The 17,778-nt window shown below is 58.1% G+C and carries 22 protein-coding genes; 3 read left to right on the forward strand and 19 right to left on the reverse strand.

Annotated features, from left to right (window positions below; all coding sequences use genetic code 11):
• Nucleotides 1–93: 93 nt before the first annotated feature.
• The 7 genes from rpsG to fkpA form a co-directional block, all read right to left on the reverse strand.
• The gene (gene rpsG, locus AC2TE5_RS21000; RefSeq protein WP_004106370.1) at nucleotides 94–564 is read right to left on the reverse strand and encodes a 30S ribosomal protein S7; all 471 of its coding nucleotides are present in this window, start codon (nucleotides 562–564) and stop codon (nucleotides 94–96) included.
• A gap of 96 nt (nucleotides 565–660) precedes the next feature.
• Nucleotides 661–1,035, reverse strand: a complete 375-nt coding sequence (gene rpsL, locus AC2TE5_RS21005; protein WP_000246815.1) for a 30S ribosomal protein S12 — start codon at nucleotides 1,033–1,035, stop codon at nucleotides 661–663.
• A 124-nt stretch (nucleotides 1,036–1,159) separates the two neighbouring features.
• Complete coding sequence (tusB, locus tag AC2TE5_RS21010) at nucleotides 1,160–1,447, reverse strand: sulfurtransferase complex subunit TusB (RefSeq protein ID WP_054830114.1); 288 nt, start codon at nucleotides 1,445–1,447, stop codon at nucleotides 1,160–1,162.
• A gap of 7 nt (nucleotides 1,448–1,454) precedes the next feature.
• Nucleotides 1,455–1,814 carry a sulfurtransferase complex subunit TusC gene (gene tusC / locus AC2TE5_RS21015; RefSeq protein ID WP_213329136.1) on the reverse strand — a complete coding sequence of 120 codons (360 nt, stop codon included), beginning with the start codon at nucleotides 1,812–1,814 and terminating at the stop codon, nucleotides 1,455–1,457.
• On the reverse strand, nucleotides 1,814–2,200 hold the full coding sequence (gene tusD, locus AC2TE5_RS21020; RefSeq protein ID WP_121426097.1) for a sulfurtransferase complex subunit TusD: 387 nt from the start codon (nucleotides 2,198–2,200) through the stop codon (nucleotides 1,814–1,816). The genes tusC and tusD overlap by 1 nt, the downstream gene beginning before the upstream one ends.
• Complete coding sequence (locus AC2TE5_RS21025) at nucleotides 2,200–2,922, reverse strand: helix-turn-helix transcriptional regulator (RefSeq protein WP_003861697.1); 723 nt, start codon at nucleotides 2,920–2,922, stop codon at nucleotides 2,200–2,202. The genes tusD and AC2TE5_RS21025 overlap by 1 nt, the downstream gene beginning before the upstream one ends.
• Before the next feature lie 166 nt (nucleotides 2,923–3,088).
• A complete protein-coding gene (gene fkpA, locus AC2TE5_RS21030) occupies nucleotides 3,089–3,907 on the reverse strand; it encodes an FKBP-type peptidyl-prolyl cis-trans isomerase (protein ID WP_023309460.1) in 819 nt (272 codons plus the stop codon).
• Between the two features lie 238 nt (nucleotides 3,908–4,145).
• Here fkpA and AC2TE5_RS21035 point away from each other — a divergent pair, with 238 nt between their 5' ends.
• A complete protein-coding gene (locus tag AC2TE5_RS21035) occupies nucleotides 4,146–4,364 on the forward strand; it encodes a protein SlyX (RefSeq protein WP_159515679.1) in 219 nt (72 codons plus the stop codon).
• Between the two features lie 51 nt (nucleotides 4,365–4,415).
• Here AC2TE5_RS21035 and slyD read toward each other — a convergent pair whose 3' ends face one another.
• The 4 genes from slyD to kefG all read right to left on the reverse strand — a co-directional run bounded on the left by slyD (nucleotide 4,416) and on the right by kefG (nucleotide 7,671).
• Entirely contained in the window at nucleotides 4,416–5,006 is a 591-nt protein-coding gene (gene slyD / locus AC2TE5_RS21040) for a peptidylprolyl isomerase (protein WP_063865788.1), read from the reverse strand.
• 94 nt (nucleotides 5,007–5,100) lie between these two features.
• A complete protein-coding gene (locus AC2TE5_RS21045; RefSeq protein ID WP_010436300.1) occupies nucleotides 5,101–5,301 on the reverse strand; it encodes a YheV family putative zinc ribbon protein in 201 nt (66 codons plus the stop codon).
• A gap of 13 nt (nucleotides 5,302–5,314) precedes the next feature.
• Nucleotides 5,315–7,120 carry a glutathione-regulated potassium-efflux system protein KefB gene (gene kefB / locus AC2TE5_RS21050; RefSeq protein ID WP_484612297.1) on the reverse strand — a complete coding sequence of 602 codons (1,806 nt, stop codon included), beginning with the start codon at nucleotides 7,118–7,120 and terminating at the stop codon, nucleotides 5,315–5,317.
• Nucleotides 7,120–7,671, reverse strand: coding sequence for a glutathione-regulated potassium-efflux system ancillary protein KefG (kefG, locus tag AC2TE5_RS21055; RefSeq protein ID WP_014885493.1), 552 nt, complete (start codon nucleotides 7,669–7,671; stop codon nucleotides 7,120–7,122). Before kefG ends, kefB begins: the two co-directional genes overlap by 1 nt.
• Before the next feature lie 138 nt (nucleotides 7,672–7,809).
• Between kefG and AC2TE5_RS21060 the strand changes: the two genes are divergently transcribed.
• Complete coding sequence (locus AC2TE5_RS21060; protein ID WP_370733230.1) at nucleotides 7,810–9,714, forward strand: ABC transporter ATP-binding protein; 1,905 nt, start codon at nucleotides 7,810–7,812, stop codon at nucleotides 9,712–9,714.
• 15 nt (nucleotides 9,715–9,729) lie between these two features.
• The gene (locus tag AC2TE5_RS21065; RefSeq protein ID WP_484612298.1) at nucleotides 9,730–10,662 is read left to right on the forward strand and encodes a LysR substrate-binding domain-containing protein; all 933 of its coding nucleotides are present in this window, start codon (nucleotides 9,730–9,732) and stop codon (nucleotides 10,660–10,662) included.
• Between the two features lie 63 nt (nucleotides 10,663–10,725).
• Here AC2TE5_RS21065 and mdcH read toward each other — a convergent pair whose 3' ends face one another.
• From mdcH to mdcA, 8 genes are all read right to left on the reverse strand, one after another.
• Nucleotides 10,726–11,622 carry a malonate decarboxylase subunit epsilon gene (mdcH, locus tag AC2TE5_RS21070; protein ID WP_484612299.1) on the reverse strand — a complete coding sequence of 299 codons (897 nt, stop codon included), beginning with the start codon at nucleotides 11,620–11,622 and terminating at the stop codon, nucleotides 10,726–10,728.
• Nucleotides 11,622–12,239 carry a malonate decarboxylase holo-ACP synthase gene (locus AC2TE5_RS21075; protein WP_484612300.1) on the reverse strand — a complete coding sequence of 206 codons (618 nt, stop codon included), beginning with the start codon at nucleotides 12,237–12,239 and terminating at the stop codon, nucleotides 11,622–11,624. Before AC2TE5_RS21075 ends, mdcH begins: the two co-directional genes overlap by 1 nt.
• A gap of 2 nt (nucleotides 12,240–12,241) precedes the next feature.
• Complete coding sequence (locus tag AC2TE5_RS21080; RefSeq protein WP_024907941.1) at nucleotides 12,242–13,201, reverse strand: AEC family transporter; 960 nt, start codon at nucleotides 13,199–13,201, stop codon at nucleotides 12,242–12,244.
• 128 nt (nucleotides 13,202–13,329) lie between these two features.
• On the reverse strand, nucleotides 13,330–14,130 hold the full coding sequence (mdcE, locus tag AC2TE5_RS21085) for a biotin-independent malonate decarboxylase subunit gamma (protein WP_198886846.1): 801 nt from the start codon (nucleotides 14,128–14,130) through the stop codon (nucleotides 13,330–13,332).
• Nucleotides 14,130–14,963, reverse strand: a complete 834-nt coding sequence (locus tag AC2TE5_RS21090; protein ID WP_116342651.1) for a biotin-independent malonate decarboxylase subunit beta — start codon at nucleotides 14,961–14,963, stop codon at nucleotides 14,130–14,132. Before AC2TE5_RS21090 ends, mdcE begins: the two co-directional genes overlap by 1 nt.
• Entirely contained in the window at nucleotides 14,956–15,255 is a 300-nt protein-coding gene (gene mdcC, locus AC2TE5_RS21095) for a malonate decarboxylase acyl carrier protein (RefSeq protein ID WP_014885504.1), read from the reverse strand. The genes AC2TE5_RS21090 and mdcC overlap by 8 nt, the downstream gene beginning before the upstream one ends.
• 9 nt (nucleotides 15,256–15,264) lie before the next feature.
• Nucleotides 15,265–16,122, reverse strand: a complete 858-nt coding sequence (locus AC2TE5_RS21100) for a triphosphoribosyl-dephospho-CoA synthase (RefSeq protein WP_484612301.1) — start codon at nucleotides 16,120–16,122, stop codon at nucleotides 15,265–15,267.
• Nucleotides 16,122–17,777 (reverse strand): malonate decarboxylase subunit alpha, encoded by a 1,656-nt coding sequence (mdcA, locus tag AC2TE5_RS21105; protein ID WP_484612302.1) that lies wholly within the window; start codon nucleotides 17,775–17,777, stop codon nucleotides 16,122–16,124. The genes AC2TE5_RS21100 and mdcA overlap by 1 nt, the downstream gene beginning before the upstream one ends.
• Nucleotide 17,778 lies beyond the last annotated feature (1 nt).

Raw genomic sequence — 17,778 nt, forward strand, 5'->3', positions numbered from 1 at the left:
ATTCCTCGTTTATATCTTTAGGCGTTCAGTTAAGTTACCCAGAGCGGGCGGCTTCTCTGAAGCGCCCGCCTGGTGACTAATACTCCGAAGGGATTACCAACGGTAGTGTGCGAACGCCTTGTTGGCTTCTGCCATACGGTGAACGTCTTCACGTTTCTTAACTGCAGTACCTTTGTTGTCTGCAGCATCAGAAAGTTCGTTCGCCAGACGCAGAGCCATGGATTTATCACCGCGTTTACGAGCAGCTTCAACGATCCAACGCATTGCCAGAGCATTACGACGAACCGGACGAACTTCAACTGGAACCTGATAAGTAGAACCACCAACGCGGCGGGACTTAACTTCTACAGTTGGGCGAACGTTGTCGAGAGCGACTTCGAAAGCTTCCAGTTCATTTTTACCAGAACGCTGAGCCAGGGTCTCAAGCGCGCTGTATACGATTGCTTCTGCAGTAGATTTTTTACCATCTACCATCAGGATATTTACAAATTTTGCCAGCAGTTCTGATCCGAATTTCGGATCTGGAAGGATTTTACGCTGACCAATGACGCGACGACGTGGCATGGGAATACTCCGTTGTTAATTCAGGATTGTCCAAAACTCAAAGAGTTTAGTGTGACATTAAGATAAATCAGTTTGGCCTTACTTAACGGAGAACCATTAAGCCTTAGGACGCTTCACGCCGTACTTGGAGCGAGCCTGCTTACGGTCTTTAACACCTGAGCAGTCGAGCGCACCACGAACGGTGTGGTAACGAACACCCGGAAGGTCTTTAACACGACCGCCACGGATCAGGATCACGGAGTGTTCCTGCAGGTTGTGACCTTCACCACCGATGTAGGAAGTCACTTCGAAACCGTTAGTCAAACGCACACGGCATACTTTACGCAGTGCGGAGTTTGGTTTTTTAGGAGTGGTGGTATATACACGAGTACATACGCCACGTTTCTGCGGGCAGGCTTCCAGCGCAGGCACGTTGCTCTTTGCAACTTTGCGTGCGCGTGGTTTGCGTACCAGCTGGTTAACTGTTGCCATTAAATAGCTCCTGGTTTTAGCTTTTGCTTCGTAAACACGTAATAAATCGACCTCATACAATATGAGGACGCGAAATTTTAGGGCTACGTCGAAAAGGTGTCAAGAAATATACAGCGATCTCAGATCACCAGTTCATTTGACTGGCGTGCGTCACAGTAAGATTGACGAAATCAGTATAGCCAACCACGTCAATTTTGGCTGAAATTTGACCAGAAAGACCCCGCGCATCCAGATCGTCTTTCAGCGCAGAGACTGTTATGGGGGCATTCGTGAGAATTTCAACGAAACGACTGCCTTCCAGTGCGGCAAGCACGCCATCCTGAATCAGCAGCAGGTCATCACCTTCGCGCAGCATACTCAGTAACGCGTCGGTATCACATTGCCATGGTGAATGGCTCAGAGTATGGAGCATGACGGCCTCAGAAAGTCAGAATAGTGTCGTAGTGGGAAAGGTGTTCGCGCAATGCAGCAGAAGACAGGACCGTCGCATCCAGCACGAAAGGCGTTGCCTCGTTTAAACCACGCGCGGCCAAAGAGTCAGCACAAACATAGAAGGTTTCGATATCGTAAAGCGGTAACACTTTGAACGTCGCGATGTAATCACGCGCCAGAATGGCCTGAGGCTGTTGCCCCGTCAGAAGCTGAAATACGCCGTCGCCCAAAAAGAAGACACCGATATCTTCGGTCAGCGCGGAAGTCGCAAGTAACGCATCCAGCCCTTCTCGACCAGAAGCGCTGCCGTGCGGCGCAGAGGTAAAAACAAATGCCACGCGCTTCATCAAAATTGCACCACTCTGTCACAGGTTAATGCCGCCTGTGCCAGTGCACCCAGACCACTCAACGAAAAACCGGGCTGCAGGTTAGAACCCGATAAACCAAGACGCGCGGCTTCGGTTGCATCGGTCACGCCGCGGCGCAGTGCCGCCGCCACGCAGATGTGCAGTTCTACGCCCTGCTTTTCGTTTAATGCCTGCCAGCCGCGCACCAGATCGAACTCATCGCTCGCCGGTGACGTAAACTGATTCGCGTTATACACCCCTTCCCGATAGAAAAAGACGCTCGCCAGCTCATGCCCGGCCGCCAGTAGCGCATGCGCAAACTGCAGCGCGCTGCTGGCCTGCTGAGTACCGTACGCCGGGCCTGTCACCATTAACGCAAAACGCATTACTTGTCTTGTCCCAGGAAATCGCCGCTTTTGAACTGGCGAATATAGAGGTAGACCGTGTGCTTGGAGATGTTCAGACGATCGGCCACCTGGTTGATGGCGTCTTTAATATCAAAAATCCCTTTCTCATAGAGATTGAGCACGATCTGACGATTCTTGGCGTTGTTCGAGACGTTGCGATCGGCATTCACCTCTTCAATCGTAAACTCAAGCGTCTGCGTCACCAGATCTTCAACGGAGGAGGCAAAGTTAACAGAAGAGCCAACGTCCGGCGTTTCTGGTGGAATAAAGGTGCTCATGATTTGCGAGAATGGCACATCAAGGTTCATGTTGATGCACAGCAGCCCAATAACACGATGCTCGCGGTTTCGAATCGCGATGGTTTCTGATTTCATCAGCACGCCGCTTTTGGCGCGGGTGAAATAGCATTTGGAGACGCTGCTGTCCGCGCCGGTCATGTCATGCAGCATACGCAATGCAAGGTCGGTAATTGGCGAACCAATTTTACGGCCAGTATGCTCACCATTCGCAATGCGGATGGCGGAACACTTCAGATCTTGCAGGGAGTGCAATACGATTTCGCAGTGGGAGCCAATGAGCATCGCTAACCCGTCCACTACCGCTTCATAGGATTTCAGAATATCGAAGTCGGTCTGATCGAAAGGACGTTGATCCAGCAAATCAAGTTCACTGGTTTCGTTGGTTAAAAGCGACCTGGACATGAAAAAAACACTCCTTTTCAGGAGCCTGTCGTTAGGTTTTCAGGGCAGGCTCATTATCTACACGGACAACTAAATTAATACAGCGTGCCTAACGCTTTCCAGTGTTAATTATATCTGCCCCACAATAAAAAACCGCCGCCTTAAAGGCGGCGGTTTTTTTACAGCATTACTTCTTAGCAGCAGCGGCTTTATCGTCAGCCGGCGCGTCTGCTTTGGCATCCGCTTTCGGTGCCGGTTTGATGTCCAGCAGCTCTACGTCAAAGACCAGCGTAGAGTTGGCAGGGATACCCGGAACGCCGGTTTTGCCGTAGGCCAGATCTGGTGGGATAACCATCTTAATCTTGCCGCCTTTCTTGATGTTTTTCAGGCCTTCAGTCCAGCCTGGGATAACGCCGTCCAGACGGAAGGAGAGCGGCTCACCGCGGGTGTAAGAGTTGTCGAACTCTTTACCGTCGATCAGCGTACCTTTGTAGTTCACAACAACGGTGTCGCTGTCTTTAGGCGCATCGCCGGTGCCTTCTTTCTCAACTTTGTACACCAGACCAGTAGAAGAGGTTTTCACACCCTTCTCTTTAGCAAAGGTATCGCGGTAGGCTTTGCCTTTCGCTTCGTTGTCTTTGGCGTCCGCGTCCATCTTAGTCTGCGCGGCACCCTTCACGCGCGCTTCAAACGCCTGCAGAGTCTGTTCAATTTCCTGGTCAGACAGCTTGCTCTTATCTGCAAATGCGTCCTGAACGCCCGCGATCAGCTGAGCTTTATCCAGTTTGATGCCCAGTTTCTCTTGTTCTTTCAGAGAGTTTTCCATGTAACGACCCAGAGATGCGCCCAGTGCGTAGGCGGATTTCTGGTCGTCATTTTTGAACGCCGCTTTGCTGTCTGCAGTAGCAGCAGGCTTCGCAGCAGTATCAGCAGCGAATGACAGCGGCGCGTTCAGCGCAACGGCCATCGTGGTCGCCAGCAGCGTTACTTTAAACAGTGATTTCATCCATATCTCCAGGGCCTGGGGACTCTCACCCCAGCGTTAAACGTAAATGAGTGACGTACTATAAAACGTTGCGGAAGAAATCTACAGACAGACACTTCCAATTCTCGCCACTTTTCAGACTATTTTTGTTTAAATAAGTTTCCTGCCAAAGGGATGCGGACTGTACTTAAGGATAAACTCAGTTAAACTGCGCCGCCGCAGGGCCATTATGGCGAATCTGAAATAAACGAGGTGAATGATGAAGGATACAGCAATAGAAGCGAGATTGGCTGAGCTGGAAAGCCGCCTGGCTTTTCAGGACATCACCATCGAAGAGCTAAACCAGACCGTGACCGCACATGAGCTCGAAATGGCAAAACTGCGGGATCTGATGCGCCTGCTCACTGAAAAAGTGAAGGCAACGCAGTCATCGCACATCGCCTCTCAGTCAGAAGAGACGCCACCTCCTCATTATTGAGGCGTAAAAAAAGCGGGATTATCCCGCTTTTTTATTTTCCGCATGACGGAATTAATGGCAGCCGCAGCCGCCGTTACCGCAACCACCTTTACCGTGATCGTGGTCGTGACCATGGTCGTGGCCGTGACCACCGCAGCAGCCGTCGTGGCCGTGATCGTGGTCATGGTCGTGACCGTGCGCACCGTGAACGTGGCCATGAGCCAGCTCTTCTTCGGTCGCTTCACGGATCGCAACAACTTCTACGTTGAACTTCAGGTTCTGGCCAGCCAGCATGTGGTTACCGTCAACCACGACGTGGTCATCTTCCACTTCGGTGATTTCAACAGGAACCGGGCCCTGGTCAGTTTCAGCCAGGAAGCGCATGCCAACCTGCAGTTCGTCAACGCCCATGAACACGTCTTTAGGAACGCGCTGAACCAGGTTGTCGTCATACTGACCGTAAGCGTCGTTCGCGCCCACAGCAACGTCAAATTTGTCGCCAACTTCATGACCTTCCAGCGCGGTTTCCAGGCCAGAAATCAGGGAGCCGTGACCATGCAGGTAGTCAAGCGGCGCACTCACCGGAGACTCATCAACCAACACACCGTCTTCTGTACGTACCTGATAGGCCAGGCTGACCACCAGGTCTTTTGCTACTTTCATGATATCTCCTGAGCGTGGGAAAATTGCTGGCGCAGATTGTAGCGGAAATCTGCACCCGTGTACCCTTTAGCTTAAAAAAACTCAGGGCATATCGCTAGTCCGGATGAAAAATCCCGATAACTTGCTCTTCTTTGCGAACGTGATCGCGGGCCTCTTTATCGGCCTCACGCATCTGGTGACCGCACTTAACACACTCAACAACATCAATATTATTTTCCCGCCACATCGCCAGGGTATCTTGCGCCTGGCAGGTCGGGCATTTTGCACCCGCAATAAAGCGTTTACGTACAGCCATCTTTCGTTACCCTTTATTCAAATTCATCCCAGCCATCAAGCTGGCGTCGTTCCTGCTGCATCTCTCGCTGGAAGATCTCCTCCAGCTCGCGACGCGCTTCCCGCACGCGGGAGATCTGCTCAGTATCAGTATGTACCGGCATCAGCTCGCGCAACATTTGCATATCCAGCCGGCGGAAGTGCATCTGGGCGCGCTGCGCCTGATGCGGATGCATACCGAGCGAGATCAGCGCCTTGCGGCCCAGCTCCAGCGCACTGGAGAACGTCTCACGGGAGAAGTGTTTCACACCCGCCTGCAACAGTTCGTGAGCTTCAACACGTCCCCGCGCACGCGCCAAAATATGCAGATGCGGGAAATGCTGCTGACACAGCTCCACCAGCTTCATCGTGTCTTCCGGATCGTTACAGGTAATCACGATGGACTCTGCCGCTTCCGCCCCCGCCGAGCGCAGCAGCTCGAGCTGGGTGGCATCGCCGTAATACACCTTATAGCCATATTTGCGCATCAGGTTGACCGCGCTGATATCCCGCTCCAGTACCGTAATGCGCATTTTGTTCGCCATCAGCAGGCGTCCAATCACCTGTCCGAAACGGCCAAAGCCCACCACAATCAACTGCGGCTTGTCGTCTTCCACCCACGGCGCTTCGTCTTCATCGTCCGTCGGGTTCAGGCGGCGCGACAGCAGTTTATCCACCAGCTTCATCAGCAGCGGCGTGGTCATCATAGACAGCGTGACCGTCACCAGCAAAAGCGCCATCTGATCGTCTTTAAACAGCTTCTGGGAGGAGGCGGTCGAAAACAGCACAAACGCGAACTCGCCCCCCTGGCTTAACACGCTGGCAAACTGCATGCGTTCCGAACTGCGCAGCCCGTAGATACGTGCCATGACGTACAGCACCAGCGTCTTCACCGCCACCAGGATGGCAACGCTCACTATCACCCACAGCAGATGGGTATAGAGCACGCCAAGGTTGAGCGCCATCCCCACCGAGATAAAGAACAGGCCTAACAGCAGCCCTTTGAAGGGATCGATGGCAATTTCCAGCTCGTGACGATACTCGCTCTCCGCCAGCAGCACCCCGGCGATAAAGGTCCCGAGCGCCATCGACAGCCCCAACGCGTCCATAAATAACGCCGATCCCAGCACCAGCAGCAGCGTCGCGGCGGTAAATACCTCGCGAACGCCCGACGCGGCAATAAAGCGGAACACGGGACGTAGCAGGAAACGACCGCCGATCAGCATGCCCGCGAAGGCCAGCACCTTCATGGCGATTTTAGCCCAGTCGAAATGATCGTCCCCGGATCCCGCCAGCAGCGGTACCAGCGCCAGCGCCGGGATCACCGCCAAATCCTGGAACAGCAGCACCGAAAAGCCCAGCTGACCGGCTTCGTTGCGATTCATCCCTTTGTCACGCATCAGCTGCAGCGCCATCGCCGTGGAGGACATCGCAAGGCCTATCCCGCCAATCACCGCCGCCTGCCATGAAAAGTGGGTCAGCATTAGCAGGCCGCCCAGGATCGCGGCGCTGAACAACACCTGCGCGGCGCCCACGCCAAAGATAGAGCGTCGGAGTTGCCACAGTTTCGAAGGATTCAGCTCCAGGCCGATGATGAACATCAGGAACACCACGCCCAGCTCGGAGAAATGGAGAATCTCATCTACATCGCTGATGAATCCCAGTCCCCAGGGACCAATCGCGATCCCCGCCAGCAGATAACCCAACACCGCACCGATACCAATACGTGCAGCAAGCGGCACCGCAACGACGGCCGCAAATAAAAACAGCACCCCGGCGAGGAGCAAATTCGATCCTTCCATTAACGACCTCCTGCCGGAATGGGTGACGCCAGCCATTCACCGTAGGCTCTGGCGTGGCTTGCCAGTTCTTTCGGATCCTGTCGCCGCGCCCAGTAGACAATAATCGGGCTCATCCAGTGCATACGGCACATCGCCGCCGTCAGCTCGAAAGGCCGCAGAATGTCGCTCATCGGATAACGATTCAGCCCGTCGTGACGGTAAGCGCTTTCGGGTTCACCGGTCGTAATCACACTACGCCAGTACTTTCCCGCCAGCTGGTTGCCCCCCACCCCGCTGGAGAAGCCCCGGCTCAGCACGCGGTCCAGCCACTCTTTGAGCAGCGCCGGACAGCTGTAGGTATAAAGCGGATGCTGGAACACAATCACGTCATGCTGACGCAGCAGCTCCTGCTCGTAAGGGATATCAATAAAGAAATCAGGATAGTGCGCGTAGAGATCGTGCACCGTCACGTTGCTGAGCTGTGTGGCCGGCTTAAGCAGCACCCGGTTTGCCACCGAGTCCTGAGATTCCGGATGGGCATACAGCAGCAGCACTTTTGCTGTCTGAGACATCATTCCCCTCCCGGTCTTGTTTCTGTTTTTGTGTATCGTCGTTGTTTTGGGCTACCATGGCGGCCCGGTGCGGAAAATGGCCCACACCTTACATTATCATAATGACAAATTAACATAGTCGGAACATACGGCGCTTCTATGATTGTTTTCTCCTCGTTACAAATTCGTCGCGGCGTGCGCGTCCTGCTGGATAACGCCACTGCTACCATCAACCCAGGCCAAAAAGTGGGCCTGGTCGGCAAAAACGGCTGCGGTAAATCCACCCTGCTGGCGCTGCTGAAAAACGAGATTAGCGCTGACGGCGGTAACTTTACCTTCCCGGGGAACTGGCAGCTTGCCTGGGTAAACCAGGAGACGCCTGCGCTGAGTGAACCGGCGCTCGACTATGTTATCGACGGCGACCGTGAATACCGTAAGCTCGAGGCGGAACTCAACGCCGCGAACGAGCGCAACGACGGCCACGCCATCGCCACCGTTCACGGCAAGCTGGACGCTATCGACGCGTGGACCATTCGCTCCCGCGCCTCCAGCCTGCTGCACGGCCTGGGCTTCAGCAATGAACAGCTGGAACGCCCGGTCAGCGACTTCTCCGGCGGCTGGCGTATGCGTCTCAACCTGGCGCAGGCGCTGATCTGCCGCTCTGACCTGCTGCTGCTCGATGAACCGACCAACCACCTCGATCTCGATGCGGTTATTTGGCTGGAGAAGTGGCTCAAGAGCTATCAGGGCACTCTGATTCTGATCTCCCACGACCGCGACTTCCTCGACCCGGTGGTGGATAAAATCATTCATATCGAACAGCAAACGATGTTCGAGTACACCGGCAACTACAGCTCCTTCGAGCGCCAGCGCGCGACGCGTCTTGCCCAGCAGCAGTCCATGTACGAAAGCCAGCAGCAGCGCGTGGCGCACCTGCAGAGCTTCGTGGATCGCTTTAAGGCCAAAGCCTCAAAAGCCAAGCAGGCCCAGAGCCGCATCAAGATGCTGGAACGCATGGAGATGATTGCCCCGGCGCACGTGGATAACCCGTTCCACTTCAGCTTCCGCGAGCCGGAAAGCCTGCCAAACCCGCTCCTGAAGATGGAAAAAGTGAGCGCGGGCTATGCCGACCGCATTATTCTCGACTCCATCAAGCTCAACCTGGTCCCGGGTTCACGCATTGGCCTGCTGGGGCGTAACGGTGCCGGTAAATCAACGCTGATCAAGCTGCTGGCGGGCGAGCTTAACCCGGTCAGCGGTGAAATCGGCCTGGCGAAGGGCATCAAGCTGGGCTACTTCGCCCAGCATCAGCTGGAATTTTTACGCGCGGATGAATCGCCGATTCAGCACCTCGCGCGCCTGGCGCCGCAGGAGATGGAGCAGAAGCTGCGCGACTATCTCGGCGGCTTCGGCTTCCAGGGCGATAAGGTGACTGAAAACACCGAGCGTTTCTCCGGCGGTGAAAAAGCCCGTCTGGTGCTGGCGCTGATCGTCTGGCAGCGCCCGAACCTGCTGCTGCTCGATGAACCGACCAACCACCTGGATCTCGACATGCGCCAGGCGCTGACCGAAGCGCTGATCGAGTTCGAAGGCGCGCTGGTTGTGGTTTCGCACGATCGTCACCTGATCCGCTCTACCACGGACGATCTCTACCTGGTGCACGGCGGCAAAGTCGAACCGTTCGACGGCGATCTTGAAGACTACCAGCAGTGGCTGACGGACGTGCAGAAGCAGGAAAACCAGCCGGAAGAGTCAGCTAAGGACAACGCCAACAGCGCGCAGGCGCGTAAAGACCAGAAGCGTCGTGAAGCGGAGCTTCGCACCCAGACGCAGCCGCTGCGTAAAGAGATTACCCGTCTCGAAAAAGAGATGGAAAAACTCAACGCCACGCTGGCTATCGTTGAAGAGAAGCTCGGCGACAGCGGTCTGTATGACCAGAGCCGCAAAGCTGAGCTGACGGACTGCCTGCAAACGCAGGCGAAGACCAAATCCAGCCTCGAAGAGTGCGAGATGGCATGGCTCGACGCGCAGGAACAGCTGGAAGCGATGCTGCAGGCTGAATAACACGCCGGGAGGGTTATGAGTTTCGATATCACGAGCGAGATTACGTTCCGCAAGCTCAGCATCTTCATGACGTTTATGGAGAAAGGGAATATCGCGCGTACCGCCGAAACTCTGGGCCTGAGCGGCGTCAGCGTGCACCGCGCGCTGCACACGCTGGAAGAGAACGTGCGCTGCCCGCTCTTTACCCACAAGGGGCGCAACCTGATTGCCCTGCCTTCCGCCTGGACGCTGCTGGAGTATTGCCAGGAGGTGATGCAGGTGATGGAGCGCGGGCTGGAAGAGTCGCGCAAAATCGCCGGTATCGGCCAGGGGAGGCTGCGCGTGGGCACGCTCTACTCCCTGACGCTGGAAACCGTGCCGCGCCTGATTATGGGCATGAAGCTGCGCCGTCCGGATCTGGAGATGGATCTGACGATGGGCTCCAACGACACCCTGCTGCACATGCTGGATGAAGGCTCGCTGGACGCGATTCTTATCTCCATCTCCGAAAGCGACATCGACCGCAACAGCCTTGAGGTTCTGCCGCTCTTCCACGACGACATCTTCCTCGCCGCACCGGCTTCCGCCACGCTTGATACCAGCGGGCCAGCGGATCTGCGTGATTACAAAGATCAGAAGTTTGTCGCTCTGGCAGAAGGGTTCGCCACGTATGCAGGGTTTCAGGAAGCGTTTCATATCGCCGGGTTCGAGCCGGAAATCGTCACGCGCGTAAATGACATTTTCTCGATGCTGAGCCTGGTACAGGCGGGCGTTGGATTTACGCTGATGCCGGGCAGGATGAAGAAGGTCTACGAGAATTCGGTGCAGCTGTTGAAGCTGGCGGAGCCGTACCAGATGCAGCAGCTGATCGCGATTGTCTTTGCCCGCAACCGCGAGCAGGACCCGAGCCTGCGGGCATTAGCCGCCGAAGGGCGGATGTATGCGCGCAGTTTGCAGGAAAGTGTGTGATACAAAACAAGACAACCGAACCCGTAGGCCCGGTAAGGCGCAGCCGTCACCGGGCAAAAAAACTCACGCACGAAGCCGCTTCGCCAGATGCACCGCCACGTCTACCCCGCTGCGCTCCAGCGAAAGGGTCTCCCCTTCCCACGCAGCCTGCCGCGTCAGGCAGGTCAGTACGCCGCCGGGCGGCATCTCAATTGCCAGCCGCGCTTCACGCTCGTTAGCGGAAATCACCGCCTCCTGCCAGCGCACGGTTCGCGCCATGTTCATCGCCAGATCGTCGGCGATTTTTTCCGGCTGCCAGAGCACGCGGCCGGTACTGCCGCTCAGGTACGCGCAGCGTGGACGAGCCAGCGTGACGGACTCAAACGCCGCCGCCAGCTTTTGTGCCGGTTTCGCCAGCAGCTCGCAGTGCGACGGCACGCTTACCGCCAGCCGTTTGGCCTTGTTCGCCCCTTTTGCCAGCGCTCGCGCCGCCACCTGCGCCATCCCGTCATCGCTTCCGGCAATCACGATCTGCGTTTCAGCGTTCAGGTTGGCAATATAGGTTCCGGTGCCTTCAATCAGCGTTTCCACCTGCGGCAGGGTTAAGCCCATGATTGCCGTCAGGCCGTAGCCGTGCGGGTACGCCTGCTCCATCAGGTCACCGCGCAGCGCCACCAGCCTCAGCGCGTCCGAAAAGTCCAGCGCGCCCGCGATAACCGCCGCCGGATAAGCGCCGATGGACAGCCCGCTAACGATATCCGGCGTCACGCCGCGACGCTCCAGCTCGCGCCCCCAGGCCACGCCTGAAATCAGCAGACACAGCTGAACCGCACGGGTGTGAGCGAGTGAGGCTGCACTATCCAGCGTATCGACTTCGCTGCCCAGCACCTCGCGTGCCTGTGCCAGCGTCGTTCCCGGCAAATTTTGCAGCATGCCTTCATGCTGCGTGCCCTGTCCCGGAAAGGTAAACAGTATTTTCATCACTCCTCCCTGCGCCACGGATCCGCCACCAGGCGCGGTCCGCGGCGGGTTTTCAGCAGCGTTTTGCCGTCACGCAGCCACTCCGCCAGCGCAAAGCCCCCTTCGGGCGTATCCACCTGCGTATCCGCCCGACACAGCGCGCGGCTAAGCTGCGACTGCCATGCGGTAAAAGCATCGGGGGAAATCGGCTCAGGGGCGCGGATCAGCAGATCGAGATCGCTGTCGGCATGGATCACCGGAATGCCGGTCGCCAGCGCGTAGCCGGTGCTGCCAGTGATCCCCCACATCCACGGCCACGCCTGCTGCGCAAGCTGCAGCGCCACCTGAACCGGCGGCTGGGTGACAAACGGCGAACGAAGCAGATCGGCGGTGGCGCACAGGTCTTCCGGCGACACCACGCGCTGCACGTTTTCGGGCTTCACCCACCCTGCCGCCCGCTGGTCGCGGCGCAATCCGCGCACGCCAACGGGAATGCGGCCTTCACTATCAACATCACGCCGCACCACCACCGGCAGGCCGGTATGCCATGCCGCCTCCACCCAGGATTCGGTGATGCCTTCCAGCGCGTCGCGCGCGGTAAGCCAGATGAGGTCGTGCGGGCGTAATGTTGTGGTCATAATTACATTCCTGAAGTCAGCGAGATAAACAGCGGCAGCGACAGGATACACAGTACGGAGCTTAACAGCAGCACGGCTTCAGCATCCGGCGACTGCACGCCAAAGCGGTTACCGAACACCACGCCGAAGAAGCCTGCGGAGAGCGCAATCATCAGGATAGCGGTGATCGCCACGGAGCCGTGCAGACCGAAGATCAGCACAATACCCCAGGCAATAGCGGGCTGAATCAGCAGCTTGGCGATGGTGGACGTAATCACCATGGTGTTGATCTGCAGCTTACGGGCAGAGAGGATCACCCCGGTCAGGAACAGCGCCGCAGCGGTCGCCGACAGCCCCAGCGGTTTAATCGCCGCAAGCACCAGTTCCGGCATTTTGATCCCGATGGCGGAAAGAATCACGCCCAGCAGCGGGCCCATCACGATCGGTTTCTTAATGGAGCGCCACATCAGCACCGGCAGCATGGAGAGCGTTGAGCCAGAGTTATTCCCCTCGGCGCGCGCTTTCTCACGCTCCAGGATCAGCAGGCAGAACGGGGTCATCAGCACCGAACCGCAGGCAATAGAGACCGCAACGGAAAGCGACGTGGAAGATCCTTCACCCAGCACGCTGCCCAGAATCGGCAGGCCCAGCGCAGCGTAGTTCGGTAAAGCTACCGTCAGGGTCAGCACTGCCGCGTCCTGCGGGGATTTCTTAAAGACTTTAGTCGCGAGGAAGTAGATGGCCGCATAGGTGATCCACATCGCCAGGGTCAGCACCAGAATCAGCGGCGACTGCGCCACGATGCCGGTCCACGGCGTTTGCACGGTGGCGCTGAACAGCGCGGCAGGCAGTGCAAAATCCATCACGAAGATATTGAGCAGGGAAACGTTTTTGTTATCGACCATCTTTGCCTTACCGGCCCAGAAACCCAGCAGCATGATGACGAAAATCGGTGCAAGAGCATGAACAATTACGTAAGTCATAAATCACCTGTAGTAAAAAAAGTTTTAGCACTGGTGCGATGTTTATTATTTTTCAGGATGCAGGCTCCCACGCGGGCGCAGCGGACGCGCTCGCGGGGGTTTGCATCTCTGGCAGGTCTTTTTTTTACTTACCAGCTGGCTCGCATGCGTTCGCGTACGAGCGCCGAGCTGCGGCGGTTGTCAGCACCCAGACGATTTTTAAGCGTCGCATCCTGACGGGCATCGCTGATGGCCTGTTGCAGGGTGGATTTCACCTGCGCCAGATCGCGATCGGACGGGGCATCCGGGTTGCTGATATCCAGCAGGCTGGAGAGCAGCCCCAGCGTGGCGTAGTTGCTGATGTCGTAGGCCATTGGCGGAATGGTTGCCGCCAGTTTTTCCAGCGCCTCGACGGTACGCAGGGTAATACGCGCCGCAGACTCTTTTCCCATCGCGTGGATCAGCACGCCCTTGTCGTTAAAGGCGATCAGACGGTTGGCCTGGTAGCCGTGCGCCAGGAACGCGCCGGACATCGCCTTGCCGACGATAAGCCCAATCACCGGGTGACCGGCCAGGCGCGCGTTAGCATACGCGGCAGCGGCTCCTGCCAGCGCCTGATGAATACCAAACGCCTCTTCACGACGGCCATAGGCCTGGCTCGGGACGTCGATCACCGCCACAATCGGGCGCTTCACGGCTTTATCGGCATCCGCCGCGACGGTTTCGCTGACCACTTTCGCCAGCGTCCAGCCTTCCAGCAGACCGACCTCACCTTTCGCCGCCCGCGGGAAGTGGTTGTTGGCATCCGGCACCACGGCCACAAAGCGCACCGCCTCACCGTTCAGCTCGCCGTCTGCCGCCTGCACGGACGGGCAGAGCCCTTCGATACGTTTGGCGTTCGGGGCGAGGGTTTCCAGCCACAGCTCGCCACGGCTTTTTGAATTACTCATCATTTCACCTCCCGGGCAAAAAGCGCGTTAATCTGTTCGGCATCGGCCTGCTTGCGGGTGTCGAAATTCGTCAGACGGTTCAGGTAATCGTCGTAGTTATCGGTGCGGTGTTTCGCCGGTACGCCTTTCGCAATCGCGTCGTTCATCGCCGCCTTCACCGCATTTACGCCGTCGCCCACCAGCGCGTCCACCAGGCCACTTTGATAGCGCACTTCGCCGCCGGTCATGCTCCAGATAAACGGACGGTCGCGGGAGTCGTACTCTTCAATGCCCGCCTCCTGCTCGATAACCTGCGGGCCGTTGAGGCCAAGACGCGCTTCGCGGGTCACAATCAGGTAGCTGCACAGCGCTGCCGCAATGGACATCCCGCCGAAGCAGCCCACGGTCCCGGCCACAATCCCGATGACGGGCGTGTAGCGACGCAGGTCTACAATCGCGGCGTGGATATCGGCAATCGCCGCGAGGCCGAGGTTAGCCTCCTGAAGACGCACGCCGCCGGTTTCGAGGCACAGCACTGCCTGCGTCGGAATGCCGTTACGGTTATCTTCCGCCGCCAGCTCCAGCGCCGCCGCCATTTTTGCACCGGACACTTCGCCCATGCTGCCGCCCTGGAACGCGCCTTCAATCGCGACCACGACCGCAGGCTGACCGTTGATGGTGCCTTTTGCGACGACCATGCCGTCATCGGCCTGCGGGACAATGCCCTGCGGCCCAAGCCACGGAGAGATAATGCCTTCAAACGGATCCAGCAGTTCGCGGTAGCTGCCGTCATCCAGCAGGGCCTGCGCGCGCTGGCGCGCTTTTAGTTCGATAAAGCTGCTGTCATCACGCATGGCTCACCCCCTCAAAAACCTGTTCGATGCGAATGCGGGCCACGCCCGGCGTCGCGCCGAAGTCATGAATGGTCAGTTTGCCTGCGGGCAGGCTGCTGACGGTCTGCAGGCGGTTGAACAGCGCCTCCCAGCGGCCACGGCTGTTGTCGACTGAGGTGGTGATATCAATGGTTAGCGTCTGGCCCGGTTCGGCGGTGAAGAGCACCTCCATATCCCCGGAGCCGACGACGCCCGCCAGCGCCCTGCCGCTTAACGCGCGGCTGGCTGGCACGGTCAATGTAATTTTTTCCATAACTTCCTCTTAATGCTTTGAATAAGGCGTTTCGACGCGGTCGAGAAACAGCGTGGCGGCAAGCAGGTCGGCAGCGCCGCCCGGTGAAGCGTTGAGCGAGAGCATCTGGCGGTCCAGGCTCGCCAGCGCCTGCTGGCCCGCCGCCGTTGCACAGCCTCCGGCGTTCAGTACCGCACGGGCACCGTTCTGCATGGCGTCCAGCCCCTCCATTCCGGCGCGCGACAGCACGCAGGTGTCGGTGAGGGAGGTCATGATGGCCATCAGCGCGTCGAGCCTGGCCTGCGCCTCGCTGCTGCCGTTCAGACGGCTGAGGCGAAGCTGCGGCAGTGCGCGCTGCATAACGTGCGGGAACGCCTGCTGCGCCTCTTCGCGCGCGCCCGGCACGCGGTAGCGGTGCGTGGCGCGCAGACCTTTGCTGAACACCTTCGGTGCCGCCTCGTCCGGGAGTTTCGCCAGCTGAGCGGCGGTATTCGCGACGACCTGCGCAGTTGCCTTCCCGCCCAGCATCGCCACCGCGCTCACCAGCACTCCCAGCGCCCAGATCGCGCCACGATGGGTATTCACCCCGTCGGTGGCCGCCATCATCTGCTGTTCGCCTTCGCGGCCAAGACGGCCAACGGTTTGCCGAAGCGCAATATCTGCCGGACGCAGCCAGCTCTGCTGCGCCAGCGCCTGAAACGTGGGGGTCAGGCTGCGCGCGGAGCGCTCCATCAGCGCAAGGGATAAATCGTGGTGCGCGCCGTTCCCCCGACTGTCCACCAGACCGGGTTTCGGGCTTAAACGTGCTTCGTCAATCAGACACTGCGTGGCGGTTCGCGCCAGCCATTCGGCACCGCCTTCAACCTGAATCTGGGGCAGAAGTTTCATTACCAGCTCCGGAATTTCGCAGGTGGGTTATACAGACCGCCGGACCACTCCACGAGGTCTGACACGCTGCCCGCAGCCAGCAGAGAGCGGGTGGCGTCGGTGCGGCGAATCCCCATATCTTCCGGGTACACCACCTTGCCGCTCTGGCGCAGTTCCGCCACGCGTTTGGCGTCAACGCCCAGGCCGATATCGGTGATCCCCGCGACGGCGGCAACCATGGACCGACGCTCTTCCAGATCTTTCGCCCGGTAGAGGTAGGCAATCCCCTCTTCCGTCAGCACGTGGGTCACGTCATCGCCGTAAATCATCACCGGTGCCAGCGGCATGCCGGAGGCTTTCGCCACGTCAACGGCATCGAGTTTTTCCACGAAGGTTGGCTTCACGCCAGCCTGGAAGGTTTCGACCATCTGCACGACGAGTTTTTTACCGCGCTGCATCGGGTCAGGCTCGGTGATCATGTTCAGCCAGGCCGGGGTAGCGTGGCGACGACCGTGCGGGTCATGGCCCATGTTTGGCGCTCCGCCGAAGCCGGAAAGACGACCGCGGGTTACGGTTGAGGAGTTGGCGTAACCGTCAACCTGCAGCGTAGAGCCGATGAACATATCCACCGCGTACTGGCCTGCCAGCTGGCAGAAGGCGCGGTTGGAACGCATTGAGCCGTCGGCACCGGTAAAGAACACGTCCGGACGGGCGCGGATGTACTCTTCCATCCCCAGCTCGCCGCCGAAGCAGTGCACGCTCTCCACCCAGCCGCTTTCAATGGCGGGGATCAGCGTCGGATGCGGGTTCAGCGTCCAGTGTTTACAGATTTTGCCCTTCAGGCCGAGCTGTTCGCCGTAGGTGGGCAGCAGCAGCTCAATCGCCGCGGTGTTAAAGCCGATACCGTGGTTCAGGGACTGCACCTGGTGCTCAGCGTAGATGCCTTTGATGGCCATCATCGCCATCAGGATATGCTCCTGCTTAATGAGGCGCGGGTCGCGGGTGAACAGCGGTTCAATAAAGAACGGTTTGTCCGCAACGACCACGTAGTCGATCCAGGAGCCCGGAATATCCACGCGCGGCAGCTCGCACTCGTCGTCCACCAGCTCGTTCACCTGCGCGATGACGATGCCGTCGTGGAACGCGGCGGCTTCCACCAGCGCCGGGGTATCTTCGGTACTCGCCCCGGTATAGAGGTTGCCTTTGCGGTCGGCTTTAAAACCGGCAATCAGCGCCACGTTGGGCGAAAGGTCGACGTAGAGGCGTGAGTAAAGTTCGATGTAGGTGTGAATCGCACCGATTTCGAGCTGACCGTCTTCCAGCAGCTGCGAAATACGCAGGCTTTGCGTCCCGGAGAAGGAGAAGTCCAGCTTGCGGGCGATGCCTTTCTCGAAGATGTCCAGATGCTCGCTGCGGCCGACGCTCGGCATGATCATATGCAGGTCGTGGACAATTTGCGGGTTCACTTCGGCGAGCGAGCGGGAAAGGAAATCCGCCTGCTTCTGGTTGTTCCCTTCCAGAACGACCTTGTCGCCAGGCGCGATTAATTTTTCCAGCATGGCGACAAGATCGCCGGTTGGCAGTACCTTGCCCTGCACCGGTACGGAGGCCAGACGACGCGCTTTTTCGCTGCGTCGCGTGTTCCATTGCCGGGTGGGTGTTTGCCCAGATAACATT

Source organism: Enterobacter sp. N5-15 (genome assembly GCF_057221635.1).